The 17,906-nt window shown below is 67.8% G+C and carries 15 protein-coding genes and 2 pseudogenes; 10 read left to right on the top strand and 7 right to left on the bottom strand.

Features of this window, described 5'->3' with window-relative positions; translation table 11 throughout:
• Positions 1-167 precede the first annotated feature (167 nt).
• Positions 168-767: pseudogene (locus tag ACFU8W_RS46610) on the bottom strand (IS200/IS605 family accessory protein TnpB-related protein); the annotation flags it as partial.
• Positions 768-1,476: 709 nt separating this feature from the next.
• Here ACFU8W_RS46610 and ACFU8W_RS46605 point away from each other — a divergent pair.
• The 4 genes and pseudogenes from ACFU8W_RS46605 to ACFU8W_RS46590 all read left to right on the top strand — a co-directional run.
• Positions 1,477-2,628, top strand: a complete 1,152-nt coding sequence (locus ACFU8W_RS46605; RefSeq protein WP_384051714.1) for a PP2C family protein-serine/threonine phosphatase — start codon at positions 1,477-1,479, stop codon at positions 2,626-2,628.
• Between the two features lie 438 nt (positions 2,629-3,066).
• The gene (locus ACFU8W_RS46600; protein WP_384051712.1) at positions 3,067-3,339 is read left to right on the top strand and encodes a hypothetical protein; all 273 of its coding nucleotides are present in this window, start codon (positions 3,067-3,069) and stop codon (positions 3,337-3,339) included.
• Positions 3,340-3,357: 18 nt separating this feature from the next.
• Positions 3,358-4,809, top strand: coding sequence for a dihydrolipoyl dehydrogenase family protein (locus tag ACFU8W_RS46595; protein WP_384051709.1), 1,452 nt, complete (start codon positions 3,358-3,360; stop codon positions 4,807-4,809).
• Positions 4,810-5,072: 263 nt separating this feature from the next.
• Positions 5,073-5,561, top strand: a pseudogene (locus tag ACFU8W_RS46590) (hypothetical protein); the annotation flags it as partial.
• A gap of 392 nt (positions 5,562-5,953) precedes the next feature.
• On the opposite strand, the gene ACFU8W_RS46585 reads toward ACFU8W_RS46590, so the two are convergent.
• On the bottom strand, positions 5,954-6,271 hold the full coding sequence (locus ACFU8W_RS46585; protein WP_384051774.1) for a hypothetical protein: 318 nt from the start codon (positions 6,269-6,271) through the stop codon (positions 5,954-5,956).
• Positions 6,272-6,390: 119 nt separating this feature from the next.
• Here ACFU8W_RS46585 and ACFU8W_RS46580 point away from each other — a divergent pair, with 119 nt between their 5' ends.
• The gene (locus ACFU8W_RS46580) at positions 6,391-6,963 is read left to right on the top strand and encodes a tetratricopeptide repeat protein (RefSeq protein ID WP_345509904.1); all 573 of its coding nucleotides are present in this window, start codon (positions 6,391-6,393) and stop codon (positions 6,961-6,963) included.
• Between the two features lie 141 nt (positions 6,964-7,104).
• Positions 7,105-7,803, top strand: a complete 699-nt coding sequence (locus ACFU8W_RS46575; protein WP_384051706.1) for an alpha/beta fold hydrolase — start codon at positions 7,105-7,107, stop codon at positions 7,801-7,803.
• A 146-nt stretch (positions 7,804-7,949) separates the two neighbouring features.
• Here the strand turns inward: ACFU8W_RS46575 and ACFU8W_RS46570 are convergent, their stop codons facing one another.
• Positions 7,950-8,282, bottom strand: coding sequence for a DUF5707 domain-containing protein (locus ACFU8W_RS46570; protein ID WP_384051703.1), 333 nt, complete (start codon positions 8,280-8,282; stop codon positions 7,950-7,952).
• Positions 8,283-8,726: 444 nt separating this feature from the next.
• On the opposite strand from ACFU8W_RS46570, the gene ACFU8W_RS46565 reads away from it, so the two are divergent.
• A complete protein-coding gene (locus ACFU8W_RS46565) occupies positions 8,727-10,172 on the top strand; it encodes an alkaline phosphatase D family protein (RefSeq protein ID WP_384051700.1) in 1,446 nt (481 codons plus the stop codon).
• 281 nt (positions 10,173-10,453) lie between these two features.
• On the opposite strand, the gene ACFU8W_RS46560 is transcribed toward ACFU8W_RS46565, so the two are convergent.
• On the bottom strand, positions 10,454-11,485 hold the full coding sequence (locus ACFU8W_RS46560; RefSeq protein WP_384051697.1) for an IS630 family transposase: 1,032 nt from the start codon (positions 11,483-11,485) through the stop codon (positions 10,454-10,456).
• Between the two features lie 567 nt (positions 11,486-12,052).
• On the opposite strand from ACFU8W_RS46560, the gene ACFU8W_RS46555 reads away from it, so the two are divergent.
• The gene (locus ACFU8W_RS46555) at positions 12,053-13,102 is read left to right on the top strand and encodes an IS110 family transposase (protein ID WP_384051694.1); all 1,050 of its coding nucleotides are present in this window, start codon (positions 12,053-12,055) and stop codon (positions 13,100-13,102) included.
• A 148-nt stretch (positions 13,103-13,250) separates the two neighbouring features.
• Here the strand turns inward: ACFU8W_RS46555 and ACFU8W_RS46550 are convergent, their stop codons facing one another.
• From ACFU8W_RS46550 to ACFU8W_RS46540, 3 genes are all read right to left on the bottom strand, one after another.
• Positions 13,251-14,042, bottom strand: a complete 792-nt coding sequence (locus ACFU8W_RS46550) for a class I SAM-dependent methyltransferase (protein WP_345509910.1) — start codon at positions 14,040-14,042, stop codon at positions 13,251-13,253.
• 156 nt (positions 14,043-14,198) lie between these two features.
• Entirely contained in the window at positions 14,199-15,296 is a 1,098-nt protein-coding gene (locus ACFU8W_RS46545; protein WP_384051691.1) for an integrase core domain-containing protein, read from the bottom strand.
• A gap of 331 nt (positions 15,297-15,627) precedes the next feature.
• Positions 15,628-16,824 carry a globin domain-containing protein gene (locus tag ACFU8W_RS46540; RefSeq protein WP_384051688.1) on the bottom strand — a complete coding sequence of 399 codons (1,197 nt, stop codon included), beginning with the start codon at positions 16,822-16,824 and terminating at the stop codon, positions 15,628-15,630.
• Between the two features lie 207 nt (positions 16,825-17,031).
• Between ACFU8W_RS46540 and ACFU8W_RS46535 the strand changes: the two genes are divergently transcribed.
• Both ACFU8W_RS46535 and ACFU8W_RS46530 read left to right on the top strand, forming a co-directional pair.
• Positions 17,032-17,439 (top strand): hypothetical protein, encoded by a 408-nt coding sequence (locus tag ACFU8W_RS46535; RefSeq protein WP_345509912.1) that lies wholly within the window; start codon positions 17,032-17,034, stop codon positions 17,437-17,439.
• Between the two features lie 147 nt (positions 17,440-17,586).
• Positions 17,587-17,906, top strand: a 320-nt coding sequence (locus tag ACFU8W_RS46530) for a transposase (protein WP_384051684.1), incomplete at its 3' end; no start/stop codon positions are given.

Raw genomic sequence — 17,906 nt, 5'->3', positions numbered from 1 at the left:
GCACCCGATCGTGGGGATTCCCCGTGGACCGCGTAGGTGGGATGCCGTCGGGCCCATCACTCGCGAGGGGCGGTGGTGAGCGGGAATCCTCTGCGGCCGCCGCCCTGCATGTCCTTCATGTCGAGCGGATCCGCGTCGGCCCGGATGGCATGAACATCGAACCGTTCCTAGCCAGTGTGCATGAGTGAGTCCTGGACCCACCGATGTGTACTGGGCGCATCCCGAACGGTGTTGGATGCGCTGGGTTGTCGCTTTCTCGTCCCGTTCGGCGGCACGTCTCTGGGGGCGTGGTCCGTTGCGGGTGGGCGGGTTCCCTCACGCCCCCGGTCACCTGGTTCGGCCTGGGCGGTCCGATGCCCCGCACGATCGCTCCGGTCGTGTGGGGGCGGTGCCGTCCTTCCCCAAGCTCTCAACTCCGTTCGAGCAGGGGATACCCCATCCCGGACCGGGTGTCCGAGGGCGCGTCGTCCGATCGCGATACCGGCGGCATCGTGACGGGACATGGTGCGGTGGGGGGTGGCCAGTGGTTTCTGCCAGTGTTGGGCACCCCACCGGGAGGTGTAGGCCGGATCCACCGCGACGATCGCAAGGCCGTGTTCGGCGGCCATGGAGACGAGCCGGGCCTTGAGCCTGCCGGTCGGGATGCCGGAGATCAGCTGCCGGAACCGTTTGCGGCGGCCGTGTTTCTCCCGGGTCTTCTCGGTGGTGAAGTCGAGGTCTTCGATGGCGATCGCGGCCACGCCGCACCGCTTGGTGACCGTGTGCCGCTGCTTGCGCGGCGCATCCAGGTCAGCCCACAGAATCCCGTCGATCACCGCCTTGCACGGATCCAGCGTCGACAGCCGCGGCGGAAGCCTCTTGCGTGGCTCCGATCAAGCGGAGTCCAGGGCCTTGCGCACCGTCCGCCAGGTGACGTTGTACTTACGCTCACGCTCCCGCACAGTCCTGTTTCCGCGATGGTCCCGCCGGATCGCCGCGTGCAGCTCGACCTTCGATATCTGTGGTATGACCAGGGCCTTTCACCGGGAACACCCTGATATCGGCCTGGCCAACCCCCCACTTCCTTCAAAACTCCAAAACTCGTGAACATCACCCTCCCGTGGATCCGGGCGCCTCCCAAACCCGTGTACAACCGCCTTCACGACTCGGTTCTGGCACACATTCCGTGAGCGATCTTGAGTCCAGCCTCAGCGGACCCCGGTGACGCGTGGTCCGTGCAGCTCACATGACGCGCGCGCCTCGTGCTGGCGAGAGCCAGCAAGATCTTTCGCGGAATGTGTGCCAGAACCACTCGTGAATAGAGCCAGCCGGTGCCTCCGAAGAATCCGCCGTTTTCTCCGGTCTCACCTCAGGGCGGGCTGCTCGGCTTGGTGCTGGGCTCTACCAGGTCGGGCAGGTACGTCTCCGTCGGGACGTCGTCCGTGGCTGACAGTCTGGGAACATGCGTCGCCTCGGGTGAGGTACACAATGAGGTGTATGGGTGTCCGGCGCGCCTCGGTGGACCGCATCCTTGAGCAGCCGTCGGGCCGCGGATTGGTGGCGATCCCGCTCGCGCTGATCATGGTGATCACTGTGGTGGACATCCACTCTCCGGCCGATGTCCATCTGGGGCCGTTGCTGGTCATCGCGCCCGCACTCACCGCCTCCTTTGCCGGCCCATGGCTGACTGCGGCAATCGGCGTTCTGGCTGTGGCCGCTCAGGTATTCATCGCTGTTCTCCACGGCGGGATGGCCACGACCAACCACATTTCGCAGATCGCCGCCCTGGCCATGCTCTCCGCTCTGGTGGCTTTCATCTGCTACGTGCGGGAGCGGCGCGGTCGTCAGCTGAGCCGGGCACGATCGGTGGCCGAGACGGCTCAGCGAGTTCTGTTGCGGCCTCCACCCCGCCGGATCGGGCCGTTGCGCGTGGCCTGGCTGTATCTGGCCGCGGAGGACGAGACCCAGATCGGCGGCGACCTGTTTGCGATCGCCCGCGCCGCCCGTCCCGGCACCCGGGTGATCATCGGTGACGTCCGCGGCAAAGGCATGGCCGCCATCGGGGAGGCTTCGGTGCTGCTGGGCGCGTTCCGTGAGGGTGTTCACCGGTACGCCACGCTGCCCGAGCTCACGGCGGCACTCGAGGAGAGCTTCTGCCTGAACGTGGAGGATGTGGCCGATACCAAGCACGACTCCGGCGAGCACTTCGTCACCGCCCTCGTGCTCGACATTCCCGACCACGACTCACAGGCCCAGATGGTCAACTGTGGCCATCCCCCGCCCTTGCTGGTGCACGATCACCAGGTGACGGCCCTGCACTCGCGCGGCCCCGCACCCCCGCTGGGCATGTGCGCACTGCCTGCCGCATTGCCCGCCTCCAGCCACCGCGCCGACCTGTTCCCCTTCGAAACCGGCGACGTCCTCCTGCTCTACACCGACGGCGTCATCGAAGCCCGCTCGCCGACCGGAGCCTTCTACCCGCTCGCCGAACGCGTCGCCTCCTTCTCCGCCACCAGCCCCGATGCCCTGCTGCGTCACATCCACGATGACCTACTCGCCCACGTCGGCGAGGTGCCAACCGACGACGCCGCTCTCCTTGCCATCGAACGCACCGCCTCCCACCCGCTCCACGGGCCGCACCTGGAGTAAGTCCTCAAGCGCTTTCCAGCCGGTCAAGTCCCGCATCCACGCGTCGGCGTAGCCCGCAGGGGATCCGCCGGGGCTGTGCGGGCGAACGGCAAGTGTCGGTATGCGGCTGTGGTCGCCCGCTACGACTACGCCGACGGGCGCGTCGCGTGAAGCTGCATGTGCGGTTCGGAAAAGCGGCGAACACGTCGGGGCCGCGCCCCAGATGGGCTCCGATGCTGGACGGCCTGGACCGGATCCTGGCCTGGTATCTGGAGGATGTCCGTCCGCGGGTGAGGCTGAGACTCTCAGGTGCACTTGCGGAAGCCACGAAGGTGCGAGCTTGCACGAGAAGCCGGCCGACTGCGAACGCACCGAGGAGCGCGAGCAGGGTTCCGCTCACCGAATCTGCGTCCTCAGCTGTCATCCAGACGCGTGCGATGAGGGCGGGAGGGCCACTTCATGCGCCTGCCCGGTGCCCAGATCGTCTCCACGCGGGCGCTGCTCACGGCTATGGAGAACATCCGGGCCGCGATCGAGGCAAAGGCGATGATCTGTATCTACGGGCAGGTCGGCCACGGCAAGTCCTTCGCGGTCAGCGCCTCGCTGCGGGGAGCTCGCGCCGACGCTGACCCGCCGGATCCAGTTCCGGGCCCGGCTGATGGGCTTGTCCGCTGGCCCGGACGGAGGACTGTCGTGAAGCAAACAACCCAGGGTGGAGCGATCGGCCGCTGATCGTGATGCGATGGAGAAATGAACGAACCACTGGAAAGCAGCACAAGTGGCACGTATGACGTGGTTGTGCTGGGTGCCGGTCCGGTCGGGCAGAACGTCGCCGACCGCGCCCGGGCGGCCGGCCTCGCCGTAGCTGTCGTGGAGCGTGAACTCGTCGGCGGTGAATGCTCCTACTGGGCCTGTGTCCCCAGCAAGGCGCTGCTGCGGCCGGTCATCGCTGTCGCCGACTCCCAGCGGGTGGACGGCGCCCGGCAGGCTGTCACCGGCCGGCTGGACACCGCCCGGGTCTTTGCCCGCCGCAACCACTACGTCTCCGACTGGGACGACACGGGACAGGCCAAGTGGGTCAAGTCTATCGGAGCCGACCTCTTCCGCGGCCACGGCCGGATCGACGGCCCTCGCCGGGTCACGGTCACCCGGGAGGACGGCGCACGCCACACCCTCACCGCCCGGCATGCCGTGGCCATTGCCACCGGCAGCCGCCCGGCGCTGCCCGACATCCCGGGTATCAAAGAGGCTCGCCCCTGGACGAACCGGCACGGCACCGACTCCAGCACTGTCCCCGCCCGCCTCGCCATTGTCGGCGGCGGCGGGGTCGGTGCCGAGATGGCCACCCTCTGGCAGGGCCTCGGCTCCCAGGTCACTCTGCTCGTCCGTCGCTCCCTGCTGTCCCGCATGGAGCCCTTCGCGGGCGAGCTCATTGCGCAGGGCCTGACCCAGGCGGGGGCGGACGTGCGGATCGGAGTGCAGGTGACCGCTCTGCGCCGTCCCGACCCCGCCGGACCGGTCACCCTCAGCCTCGACGACGGCGGCGAGTTGGAGGTTGACGAAGTCATGTTCGCCACCGGCCGCGCTCCCCACACCGACGACCTCGGCCTGGACACGGTCGGTCTCACGCCAGGTTCCTGGCTGGACGTGGATACGACCTGTCTCGTCCGCGGCGTCGAAGGCGACTGGCTGTACGCCCTCGGCGACGTCAACCACCGCGCTCTCCTCACCCACCAGGGCAAGTACCAGGCCCGGACAGCGGGCGACGCGATCGGAGCCCGTGCCGCCGGTCTTCCGCTGGACGACGTCCCCTGGGGCGACCACGCCACGACCGCCGACCAGCACGCCGTGCCACAGGTCTTCTTCACCGACCCCGAGGCAGGCGCGGTGGGCCTGTCCGCCGAGGAAGCGGACCGGGCCGGCCACCGCACCAAGGTTGTCGACCTTGACTTCAACGCCGCCCAGGGCGCCAACCTCTACGCCGACGGCTACCGGGGCCACGCCCGGATGGTGGTCGACCTCGACCGGGAGGTCCTGCTCGGGGTGACCTTCGTCGGGCCAGGCGTCAGCGAGCTGCTGCACTCGGCGACCGTCGCGGTCGCCGGGGAGGTCCCGCTCAAGCGGCTGCGGCACGCGGTTGCCTGTTTCCCGACCGTCAGCGAGATCTGGCTCTTCCTCCTCGCCAGCTACCACCGGAACTAATGAGTTTCGTCGCGTGATGTCGCTGGAGCGCGCGCCCTGACCTGCAGCGAAGGGCAACTGCGACGCGACATCACGCAAAGATCATCAGTGACCCACCAGTTCAGCCTCCTGCCCCTTCCCGAGCCACTGAGCCAGGAGGTGCTGTACGGGCTGCAGCAGGCCGATCCATGGCTGCGGACCTTCGAGCCGGCCCAGGTGCGCCGGATGGTGTGTGACCTGTCAGGCGTCACGACTGTGGTCAGCGAGGTGTCCGACCAGCAGATGTGCCAGCGTTCCACCGTCGCGGCCCGGCGGATGCGGGCCTGGGCAAGACCACGTTCGCCGTCCGCGCGGCACATACGGTGCGGCCGAGCTTTCCCGACGGAGTGCTCTTCGTCGATCTGTTCGGCATGTCGCAACGTCCGCTGCCCGCCGATGACGCGCTACATCTGCTGCTGCGTGCGCTCGGGGCCGCGGACCAGCAGATCCCGGCCGGCACCCAGGACCGTGCCTCCCTGTATCGGGCCCTGCTGCGGGACAAGTGTGTACTGATCGTCCTCGACAACGCTGGGTCGGAGGAGCAGGTGCGCCCGCTGCTGCCGGGCGGCGGCACGGGCCGGGTGCTGATCACCACCCGGCGGTTGCTGGCCGGGCTGGAGGGGGTACGCAGGCTCGTCCTGGGGCCGCTGCCGTTGCCGGAGTCCAGGGCATTGTTGACCGGGATTCTGGGTGAACGCGCCGCATCTGATGGCGAGTCGGCGCTCACTCGCCTTGCTGAGCTGTGTGGTGGTCTGCCGCTGGCTCTGCGGATCATCGGGAACCGGCTGGTCAGCCGGCCCGGATGGGGCGCGGCTGAACTGGCTGCCCGGCTGGCGGATGAGGAGCGCAGGCTGGAGCAGTTCACGGCCGGCGACCTCAAGATCGCCAACGCGTTCGGGATGTCGTACGAACACCTCTCCGATGCCGCGCGGCGAATGTTCCGGCGGCTCGCTGTGGTGCCGGGCCAGGACTTCGACGCGGCTCTGGCGGCCGTCGTCGGCGGGGTGTCGAGCAAGGACGCGTGGGCGGCGCTCGACGACCTCGTCGATCTCGGCCTCCTTTCCGACGGTGCCGCGGGCCGTTATCGCTTCCACGACCTGGTCCGCCTGTTCGCCCGCGACCGGCTTCATGCGGAGGAGGCCGCAGCCGCGCGGGAGGTGCTGTTGGAGAGGGCGGTGTCGTGGCTGCTGTGGATGGCCACGTTGTGCGGGCGGTGGTTTGAGCCCGGCCATGGCCGTCCCGAGCGGCCCGACGCCGATCTCGTCGTGCTTCCCTCCGCGGAGGCGGCCGACGTGTGGCTGCGGGTGAACGCGGACAACTGGCTGGGGGCGATGCGTATCGCGGCGGCCGATGACCGCCACTCGATCGTCCTGGACTGCGCGGAGTCGATGCACTGGTTCTCCGAACGGTGGGCGCACAGTCCGTACTGGCAGGAGATCTTCACGCTGGGAGCGGACGTCGCCGCTGCCCTGGGCGACCCAGCTGAACTATCTGGCCTGGGTTCAATGGGTACCGCCCAGCGACCCGGATGCCGTTCTGCGGTACGCCGCCGAGGCGCTGAAGTTGGCCGCCCTCTCCGACGCCACCGCGCAGATCGCCTGGGCGCACGCGTACACCGCCTGGGCGCTGCGCCTGCTCGACCGGTTCAAGGAGTCCGTCGCCGCGTCGTTGCGGGCAGCGGACCTGTTCCAGGCCATCGGCGACATCGACTGCTACGTTCAGTGCCTTGCCAACATCGCCGACTGTCTGCTCGGCGAAGGACGCTACCGCGAGGCGTTGGAGCAGTGTCTCGAACATCTCGCTCTGCTGGACGATCCGGAATCTGGGATGACACCGAGCATCGCCGCACACAGCCGGCCGGTTGCTCTGCTGCGCATCGGTCGTTGCCTCGCGGACCTCGGCCGCCGGGAGGAGGCGATCTCCACGCTCCGCGAGGGCATCGACGGCTTGGACTCTCTCCAGATGTCCGACTTCCGCCAGGCGGCCGCACTGGAAACGCTGGCCGCCCTGCTGGCCGGCGCAGGCCGTACCGACGAGAGCCAGACGGCCTACCTGCGGGCGGCACGAGTCTTTGAGTCGATCGGGGACAGGGAGGCGAGTGACCGCTGCAACTCCCTGGCAGCAACCTCCTGTTGACCGTGCCGGAGGCTTTCGCGCGAGGTGGGTGGGCGGGTACTTCTGCGTGCTGTTCTGCGTGGTCCGACTGCCCCGCCACGGCTTGACTTACGACACTGGGACAGACGTCAAGGCGCTGTCCCTCCAAGGTCAGGAGTGACCATGGCACCCATCAAGAACATCGTTCTCGTGCACGGCGGCTTCGTTGACGGATCGGGCTGGCAGGGGGTCTACGACCATCTGAGCGCGGACGGATACCAGCTGGCCGTCGTGCAGAACCCGACGCTGTCGCTGGCCGGTGACATTGCCGCCACCCGCCAGGTCCTCGACACGCTCGACGGCCCGGCGGTGCTGGTCGGCCACTCCTACGGCGGCGCCGTCATCACCGAGGCCGGCAACCACCCCAATGTGGCGGCGCTTGCCTACATCGCCGCGTTCGCGCCGGACAAGGGCGAGTCGGTCAGCACCCTGATCGCCGACCCGCCGCCCGGGGCGCCGGTCCCGCCGATCCTGCCGCCCCAAGACGGGTTCCTGTTCCTGGACCGGGCCAGGTTCGCGGCCGCCTTCGCCGCCGACGTGCCTGAGCAACAGGCGGCGTTCATGGCCGACTCGCAGGTCCCCTGGGGTGTCGAGGCCCTCGAAGGGGCCGTTTCGGAGCCGGCCTGGCAGACCAAACCCGCCTGGTACCTGGTCGCCACGGACGACCGCATGATCCCGCCACCTGCCCAGCGCGCCATGTCCGAACGGGCCGGGGCAACCGTCTCCGAGACCCCGGGCAGTCACGCCGTCTATGTGTCCCGCCCGGCCGTCGTGGCCGCCGTCATCGCCCAGGCCGCCCAGGGCGCCAACGGCCAGCCCTGAGGCCGTTCTGCCTCCCGGGAGCTCGGCCGGTCAGCCGACGGTGAAGTCCACTGTCCTGGTGTCCAAGGCAGTGGTGCCGTCCGCCGCGGTGGCGAGAGTGGCGACATGCCAGGCACCGCGCGGGGACGAAGCGGCATCGTCGGCGGTCACCGCGGCCGAGTAATGCACCGCACGATGTCCGCGCCGGCGGGCCTGCATCGGGCGGATTCTGCCTGGGCCATCTCCTTGACGGTCGGCTGCTCCGCGGCGGGGCCGGACTTCTCCGGCCAGGCCAGCACCTTCAGGCTCTTGACGCCGGAGAATGCCGTGAACTCGGTGGAGAAGACGAAGGAGCCGACCCGCCCGTCCTGTGGGGCGGTGTAACGGGCGGTGCTGTGCGCCAGGCCAGGTGCCTGGTCTCCGGCATAGGCAAGAGCGAAGGCCCCGATTCCGGCCAGGACGGCGATGCCGACGACGGACAGGGTGATGCGACGGGACATGACGAGTTCTCCGTAACACGCTCGGCTGAAGGCACCCGGCGCTCTCGACCACGCCGCTGCACCGAGACTCGCCCCACGCAGCCTCCGGGCCCGGCTTACGCTCCTGACCTCAATCCGACAGTGGCCATGTTCGCGATCAAGGATGAAGCTACCGGCGAGAACGCCCGAACCGTGACCTTCTGACTCGCATCGATCGCTCAAAGTCGGCCAGAACCCATACGCACTTGGCCGTTGACAACGTTTACGGACGGTTCATCGGATGGCCCGTTCCGGCCGGTCCTCCCGGTGGTGTGGTCTCTCTAGCGTGCTTGTGCCCCCCACGCTCCATTGTTCAGACAACAGCAGAGAGATCGCCCCATGAGTGATGAGCGCAAGCATGTGTCCGCGTCTGGATTTGAGTCGGGTTCTGGGACCGATCACCCTAATCGCCGTGGCTTTCTGATCATGTCCGGCGCGGCTGTGACCTCGGTAGCGGCCGCGGGCGTGCTGGGCCAGGCGGCACCGGCATTTGCTGCCTCCACCTCGGGTGTCGGCAGTTTCAGGTCCTACCCATTCTCCCTGGGAATCGCCTCGGGTGACCCGTTGCCGGACTCCGTGATCCTGTGGACCAGGCTCGCCCCCGAGCCGCTGGCCGTCGGCTCCGGGATGCCGCAGCGCAAGGTTCCGGTGCATTGGCAGGTTGCCGATGACGAGGCCTTCAAGCACATCGTGACCGAGGGTGAGATCTTCGCCCTTCCGGAGAACAACCACTCGGTCCACGTCGACGTCCGTGGCCTGCGGCCCGACCGCTGGTACTTCTACCGGTTCCGCTGCGGCTCGGAGCTGAGCCCGGTCGGCCGGACCCGTACGCTGCCGGCGCTCGGTGCAACGGTGTCGTCGTTCAACTTCGCGCACGTCTCGTGCCAGAACTGGATCAACGGCCACTACACCGCCTACCGCGATCTGGCGCGGGAGAACCTCGACGTCGTCTTCCACCTCGGCGACTACATCTACGAGACCCAGATCCCGGTCACGACCCCGCGGGGCATTGATGTTGCGGCCGAGGTCCGCGCCCCTTGCCACTCGGTCGACGAGTACCGGCTGCGGTACGCGCTGTACAAGCTCGACGCCAACCTCCAGGCCAGCCACGCGGCCTTCCCGTGGGTGGTCACGTGGGACGACCACGAGGTCGCCAACGACTACGCCGGGGCCGCGGACCGCGGCAAGCTCGAGCTTGAGCGGCGTGCCGCGGGCTACAAGGCCTGGTGGGAGAACATCCCGACCCGGATGGCGCCGCCGGTCGGTCCCGACATGAAGGTCTACCGCCGCTTCGCGGTCGGCAACCTCGTCCAGTTCGACGTCCTGGACGGTCGGCAGTACCGCAAGGGCAACAACGACCCGGTGGTCTCCAAGATCGGCGACGAGCAGGAGGCCTGGCTGATCGACGGGATCGGCTCCTACGACACGACATGGAACGTCATGGCGGTCGGCCAGCAGCTGGGTGGCGTGGCGCAGAACAGCCCGACCCGTAACCGGATCTACCAGGCCTACTACGACCGCGGTGTGAGCCCGGTGATCCTCGCCGGTGACCTGCACTGGACGCTGGTTTCGGATGCGCTGCTCAGGATCCCGGACGCCTCGAGCCCAATCGTCGGCTCGCAGTTCATCGGCACCTCGATCACCTCCACTGGCGACGGCCCGGGCGACCCCGCGACGGTCACCGGATGGATGAAGAACCCCTGGGTCAAGTACGCCCAGGGCTACCGCGGCTACTTCCGTCACACCGTCACCCCCACCGGCATGACCAGCACCCAGCACAACGTTCAGTTCGTCACCCGACCCGACGCGCCCGGCTGGGACGCGCAGTCCTGCTACATCGACGCCAGCCGTCCCGGCGTCCAACTGCTGTAAGCACGAAAGGCCCCGAAAGCCGCCCCGAAGCTTCCGGACAGCGCCCCCTCTGAGACCTTGAGGTTGCCCAGGTCGCCGACAGCCGCGATCGAACTCCTAAAGCGGGTGTCGGCCTGCCCGGCTCCGCCTCTAAAGAGCACGGCCCCTCAGCGGGCTGTGGGCCATGTGCGGGGGCCACCGAAGCGCCGCCGGGGGGCAGCCCTATAGGAGCGTGTCTCAGTGCTAAGACGATCGTTAGTAGGTAGACAGCGCCGTTGGCCTGGTTCGCTCAAGTGGCAGTGTCAGGAGCCGATGTAGGCGAGGTCGGGTGCGCGGAAGAAGCCCGTGACTCGGGCGGGCAGCTTCTGCAGTCGCCGTAGCGCGGACAGCGCCTTGCCTTTCAGGTCTTCCGCGTTGGCGTGGGCGGTGCTGCCGATGCTGTCGTGCTTGATCGACTTCCAGACCCACTCGTCCGGGTTCAGCTCCGGGCTGTATCCGGGGAGGTAGAACAGGCGCAGGCGGCCGCCGCTCTCCTCGGCGAAGGCCTTGAGTTTCTTGGACTTGTGGATGGAATGGTTGTCCAGGACCAGGAAGACCGGGCGGTCGGCGTCGGCGACCAGGCGCTTGGCGAAGGTGAGGAACACGGCGGCGTTGACGCCGCCCTCGACGACCATGAAGCGCAGCGCGCCCCGGCCGGTGACCGCCGAGATCATGTTCACGGATGCGCGCTTACCGGTGGTCTTCACCACCGGCGTCTGCCCGACCGGGGCCCAGGTGGTGCCAGTGTGGTAGTCGGTGCGGATCCCGGCCTCGTCGGCGAACCAGACCTCGGCCCCGGCCTTCTTCGCCTCGGCCTTGATGGCGGGGAACTCCTCGCGCTTCCAGCGCTCCACGGCCTCGGGGTCCTGCTGCCAGGCCCGCCACAGCGGACGCTGCGGGGACAGGCCCAGCTTGCGCAGGAGCCGACCGACGCTGACCGCCGACAGGGTCACCCCGAAGTCCCGCCGGATCAGCTCCCGCACCCGGTCGCGGGTCCACAGGTCAAAGTCGAAGCGCAGTTGGCGAGGATCCTTACCCACGATCAGCCGGTACAGCCGCCCCAGCTGGGCGCCGGTCAGCTTCGCCGGACGCCCGGGGACCGGCTTGGCCCGCAGCGCGTCCACCCCGCCCTCGCGATAGGCAGCCAGCCACTTGAACACAGTCGAACGCGCCAACCCCAGCGTCTGCGCGGCCTCGTCGGGGGGTATGCCACCCTCCTCGATCTGCCGCACGGTCCGGATCCGCAACGCCTCCAGCGTCCCGTGATCCAGTTTCCGACCGTCGTTCTCCCGCATGTTGACCATCATCGCAGGCGAACCTGTCTACCTACTAATGATCGCCTTAGTAACCGTGCGCGTGACGACAGACTTCTCCCGCAACACGAACTGGGCCCTTCTCGCACAGTGACCTACAGGGCCTCGCCAACGGTGGTCTGGACGCGCTGACTTCAGTCGCCGGGCAAGGGGGCTGGGAGTTGTAGCCCCCTTCGGCGTCATGGATCCGCCTGCTTGAGACACAGCAGTGCGGTGCCGCTGGAGACCCAGGTGCTGTTGCCCGAACTCTCCGCCGTCCAGGGCACGGACGGGGGGTCGCCCTCGTAGGGGAGACTCCAGACCCGCTTGCCGCCGGAGAGGGCGTATCCGTACAGGCCGGGGTGGCTGCCGCCAGTGATGCCGAGCAGGACGAGGCCGGCTCTGGCGGCGAGGACCAGGGACAGGCCTTTGCCGAGGTCCCCAGTACGCCACAGGCGGTGTCCGCTGCGCAGGGAGTACGCCGTGAGCGGGCCGCGCCCCGCGGTGAAGTCCGTGCCGGCCGGGGGGAGAGGCGGTGGTGAACAGGGTGGTGCCGAAGGGGTTCAGCTGTTGCACGGAAGCCGGTCGTCCCCGCCACAGCTGCTCGGCGACGTCCTGGACCTCGCCAACGGCGAGGCGGTCACCTGGGCTTTGGACATGACCGGCGGCGAGCCCGCCTTGCTGATCGCCCTGCTGGTCAACCACGGCCAAGAGCTCGTCTACATCCTCGGCATCGCGGTCAACAGGGCTACCGACAGCTACCGCGGCCAGGGCAAGACCGACACCCGGGACGCGCGGGTGATCACCGACCAGGCAAGAATGCGGCGCGACCTGCAACCGATCCGCCCCGGCGACGAAGCGGCCATCGAGCTGCGGTTGCTGACCGAGCACCGCGTCGACCTGGTCGCCGACCGCACCCGCACCATCAACCGACTCTGCTCGCTGCTGACCAGCATGTTCCCGGCCCTGGAACGAGCGCTCGACATCGGCGGCACCGTCGGACCGCTGGTGCTGCTGAGCGGATACCAGACTCCTGCCGCGATCCGCCGCGCGGGCACCAGCCGACTGACGACGTGGCTTCGCAACCGCAAGGTCTACAATGCCGCTGGTCTCGCGGCGAAGGCGGTCGAGGCCGCCGAGCGCCAGCACACCGCCGTCGCGGGCGAGAAGGCCATCGCGAAGATGGTGCACACCCTCGTGAAGGAGGTGACGGCCCTCAACGAGAAGATCGCCGAGACCGACAAACTCATCGAGAGCCGGTTTCGCGAGCACGAACTCGCCGAAGTGATCCTGTCGATGCCCGGCATCGGAGCGACCCTCGGCGCCGAGTTCCTCGCCGGCATCGGCGGCAGCCTGGACGCCTTCCCCACCCCCGATCGGCTCGCGGCCTTCGCCGGGGTAGCCCCCGCACCACACGACTCCGGCAAAGTCAGCGGCAACCTCCACCGGCCCCAGCGATACCACTGTCGCCTGCAACGCGTTTTCTACACCTCCGCACTCACCAGCATCCAGTGCGACCCCAACTCTCGGACGTTCTACGACAGGAAGAGAGCCGAGGGGAAACGTCACGTCCAAGCCGTCCTTGCCGGCTCAGCGAAGTTACTGATGATCTTCGCGTGATGTCGCGTTGCGGTTGCCTTTCGCTGCAGGTCAGGGCACGCGCTCCAGCGACATCACGCGGCGAAACTCAGTAGTGGGGGTCGGGCTGGCACAGCGCTCCACTTGGCCATTCGGAGACACGGCCGTCTCGGCCGGCCTCACGGCTGGGTCAGCCCGGCTTGACCGCCAGCGTCGCAAAATAGTTCGACATGTATTGGGCGGATGCGTTGGATTGGTGCGGTGCTTCTGCGAAGCCGGTGAGGACGAACCCCGCGGCGAGTTGCCCGCCGATCTGGTCGGTGAGGGTGTGGCTGTATTCAAGAGCGGCATCGGCGCCGAACTTCGTGGCGCGTTCCTCGGCGGAGTACTGCGTGACATCGCTGTAGGGCAGCTTGTGCACGACGATCAGCTCGCCGCGCTCGTCGAGGGCCTCGTGGTCGAACAAGTACACATCAGGGTTGAGGAAGCCCGCGAGCAGAGTTCCGCCCGGTCGCAGGATGCGGAAGCACTCACGCCACACCGGTGCCAAGTCTGGTACGAATAGGTTAGAGACCGGATGGAATACGACGTCGAACGTTGCGTCGCCGAAGGCGCTGAGGTCGCGCATGTCGCCTAGGACGCTGCGCAGCTCGAGTCCGTCGCGCGCCGCCACCATCTGGTCCTGGCCGAGCTGACGGGGTGAGTTGTCGAATACGGTGACCCGCGCCCCTGCGGCGGCGAGGATCGGACCCTGCTGGCCACCGCCGGAGGCCAGGCACAACACGTCCTTGCCGGTCAGGTCCGTCGGCAGCCAGGAGCGGTCGACTGGCTCACGCCCGATGAGAACAATCGACCAGTCGCCCATGCGGGCGCGCTCGACATCCTCAGCACTCACCGGCCTCGACCACTCGTTGCCCTCTTGGACATATTTGTCCCAGGCTGCCCGATTGTGGGCAACGGGGTCGACAACAATGTCCTGCACGTTTAACTCCCTGCTACAGCCAAGCGGACACCTGCAGTACTGACAGTTCGGTGCCCCTAGCCAACACGATTGCAGGGTGCGGGCTCAACGAGTTTAGCGGGCATCGAGGTGTCCACGGGCTCGACGGTGCGCTTGCCGGAAACACCAACATGCTGCTCACGCCGCATGTTGGTACTCATTCAGGATGCCGCCGAGCCGTTCGTGTCGGCGTATGTCGAGGCGGGCTGTCTCGTCCGGATTGGCAATCGGTGTGGGCAAGGGGCGTAGCGGCCGAGTGTTCGCGATGCCCTGGTGTGGGCGGTGGGAGTTGTAGTACTGCTCGAACTCGCGCAGGGCATGCAGCAGATGGCGCTGGTTCCAGATCAAGGTGCGGTCCAGGAGCTCGCGCCGGCAGGTCTGTATCCAGCGCTCCGTGATCGAGTTCATCCTCGGCGTCCGGACAGCGCTGAGCACGGCCTCGATCCCCGCGTCCTTGAGGATCGCGTCGAACAGGGCCGGGAACTTGCCATCCCTGTCCCGGATCAGGAACCGGGCCCGGCACCCGGCGTCCTCGAGGCCCATGACGAGATTCTTCGCGGCTTGCGCCACCCAGGAGGCGGTCGGGTGCGCGGTGGCGCCCAGGATCCGGATCCGTCGGTTGGTGTGCTCGATAACGGCGAAGACGTACAGCCGCGCCCCGGACAGGGTGACCGTGTCGAAAAAGTCGCATGCGAGCAGGGCGTCTGCCTGTGAGCGCAGGAAGTCGGCCCAGGTGCTGGAGGAGCGCTGGGGCGCGGGATCGATCCCGGCCTCCTTCAAGATCTCCCAGACGGTGGACGCGGCCACCTTCACCCCCAGCACGAGCAGCTCGCCATGCACCCTCCTGTAGCCCCAACTGGGGTTCTCGTTCGCCAGGCGCAATACCAGGGCCTGGATGGAGTGCACGGTCCGCGGTCGTCCTGGGCGCTTGGGTCGGGAGGCGGCGCCGTGGCGGCGTGCGAGAAGGTCGCGATGCCGGCGCAGTAGTGTGTCCGGGTATACCAGCAGCCGCACTCTGCGGAGCACATCCCTCGGGAGTCGGTGCAGTAGCGCCGCCAGGAATGCCCGATCGCTCAGGGTGAACCGCACCCTCTTCTCGCCCAGTTGGCGTTCCAGGACCGTGATCTGATGGCGCAGGGCGAGGATCTCCGCGTCCTTGTCTCGAGCGCTCATCGGTAGCAGCCGCAGCAGGGCGAACGCGTTCGCCATGCCCAGATAAGCCAGTCGAAGCAGCATGGTCGATCATCATGCCGTGGTGATCGACAACCACGCGAGGGTACTGGCTCAAGCGACCGCCGTGGACATCGCCTACACCATGCACACCGGCTCCCACCAGCGCGGATGAGTTTTCGGCAGGCGCAGCGCCACGCGGCCGCGGCGCAGGTGCCGAGAAGGGCATCACCAGCATCGTCGCGGGCATGGCCGCGGGCGCGGACAGCATCGACGACCTGGCGATGTTGCGCCACGGGGCACGAAGATCTCCTCGAAGGGCTTCGGCAAGGACCGGCGGCTGCCGATCACCAACCGGTGGCGCGAGTCGGGGTGAGCGGCGACATCCCTCGCGTGTCTACCGGGAGTGAATCCATGGGATGTCGCGTTTGCTCAGGAACCACTCCGCCGGGGACGTGGGCCTGTCGGTGCTGTGCTGGTGGATGTAGGCGTCGCGGCGTATGTGGTCAGGATCGAAGCCGAGCGCCCCGAGCTGCTTCTCGACAGCGCGCACCATGCCCGAGGGCCCGCTGACGTAGACCTGGCGGCCAGGTCGGTTACGGGCGTACTCACCGACCTGTCGCAACAGTTCGGCGTCGGCTTCCTCCGGTTCCCCGCCCTCCGGTGGCAGCGCCGCTGTGACGTCCAGCCAGTCATACGTCTTGGCCAGCCGCTCCAGGCCGTCGAGGTCGTAGACCTCGCGCTCGGTGCGGGCGCCGAGGATGAGCCTCACTTCGCCCGGCCGGGGCAGGGCCGCGACCGCCTCGATGATCGCCTTCACCGGCGCCCAGCCGGTACCCCCGGCCACGCACAGCAGACCGTGACCGGAATCGGGCTGCAGGGTCATGCTGCCGATCGCGGGGCCGAGACGGACGCTGCCTCCGGAGCGGACCCGGTCCACCAGTGCGGTGCTCAGCCGGCCGCGCTCGATGCGGCGCACATGGAATTCCAGGGTGCCGTCGATGCGCGGAGCGTTGGCGATCGAGTACGGGCGCCAGACCTGGGGCGCCTCGGGCACGGTCAGCGCGGCGTGCTGACCGGCCTCGAAGGGATAGGGAAGGTGCGGGCGCACCGTGAGAACCGCGATGTCACCGGTGCGCAGCTCGTGGTGGACGACCTCCGCGTCCCACCAGCGGGGCGTCGACGCGGGGACCTCTTCGGCCGCAGCGATCATCACTTGCGAGATGAGGCCGTAGGCCGCGACCCACGCCTCCTCGATCTCCTGCGTCCAGGCGTCGCCGGAAAACATCTTCAGCGCCGCGATGAGGCTGGCGCCCACGGCCGGGTAGTGCTCGGGACGGGTATCGAACTTGCGGTGGTCGAAGCCGAGGGGGCGCAGGTACGCCACGAGGGCTTCAGGGTCGGCGGCGTTCATGGCTGCCGCAGTGAGGGCGGCGAAGAGCCGGTCCTGCTGCTCGTCCATCTGCTCCGGGAACATGTGACGGACGCCAGGGTTGTGGTGAAACAGGTGGGCGTAGAAGTACTTGCTCAGCTGATCCGCACGCCGTTCGACGACAGAGAAGCTCCACTCGATGAGTGCAGTATTTATGGACACGAGGGGCAATAATATCCGCGACCTCCACGCCCCCTTCACGATAGATATGCGCACCCTGCACAGGCCCCCGACGGGGTAGGTCTCAGAGTTCGACGCGGGCGGCGATCGGGAGGTGGTCGTTGTCCGTCGCCGGGAGCGTCCACGTACCGCGCGCGTGGCCGGCTGACAGCGCCGATGCCAGGCATCTGATCGACTACGCTCCTGGCGATGACCAGCGAGAACCCACGCGTAGACCGCTTCCTCGGCGAGTTCAGGGAACTGAAGCACGGGAATCCGGACGGACCCTCCCTGATCGCTACCGTGCGCAGCGAAGGTGACCCGTACGAGGACGAGCTTGTGCGATACCTGCGTGCCGGCAGCGTGATCGCCGCTACTGGATCAGCCGTCTACGACTTCCTCAGTCCCACCAACGAGTTCATCGACGGCCTTCACCTCCTCACCGACGGTGAGTGGTTCTGGCACACCGACCTCGCCCACTACGTCGAGCGGTACCACGTTCCCGTCGATGACCGATTCGTTGATCACGCACGCCTTCGTGGATGGGTTCCCGCGCAGCTGAGTGACGACCAGCTCGTGCAGATCGCGGACACCTTCTTCCCTGACGACGAAGCCTGAGATGCCATCCGGCGCTACCTCAGCAGAGCCGAGCTTGACGGCTTAGAAGCCGCGCAGATAGGCGCGGTGGCGGCACCCCGGCAGCAAGGCAGGCACAGGTCTTGGCGATCATGGAGTTGCGACGCTCTGTGATCACTGGGGAGACCTGTGCCTGTACTGCCATCATGGCTGACCGAACCGCTCTGGAGCCAATTCGCCGCCCTGCTGCCTGAGCGATCGGCGTACGCGCCGACCCATCCGCTGGGATGCCACCGCCCACGCATCAGCGACCGGATCGTCTTCGACAAGATGCTGCAACTCCTGCGCTTCGGCTGCTCGTATCAGGCGATCGCCGACATGACCTGCTCGGCCACCACGATTCGCAACCGTCGCGACGAGTGGATACGACTGGGCGTGTTCGCCCGGCTCAAGCAGATCGCGCTGGAGTCCTACGACCGGATCGTCGGCCTCGTCCTCGATCAGATCGC

It is taken from the genome of Streptomyces sp. NPDC057565, assembly GCF_042801455.1.
In the GTDB taxonomy this organism is placed as follows: domain Bacteria; phylum Actinomycetota; class Actinomycetes; order Streptomycetales; family Streptomycetaceae; genus Streptomyces; species Streptomyces yanii.
The sequence above is the reverse complement of the archived record's forward strand: the minus strand, read 5'-3'. Positions and strand labels throughout refer to the sequence as shown.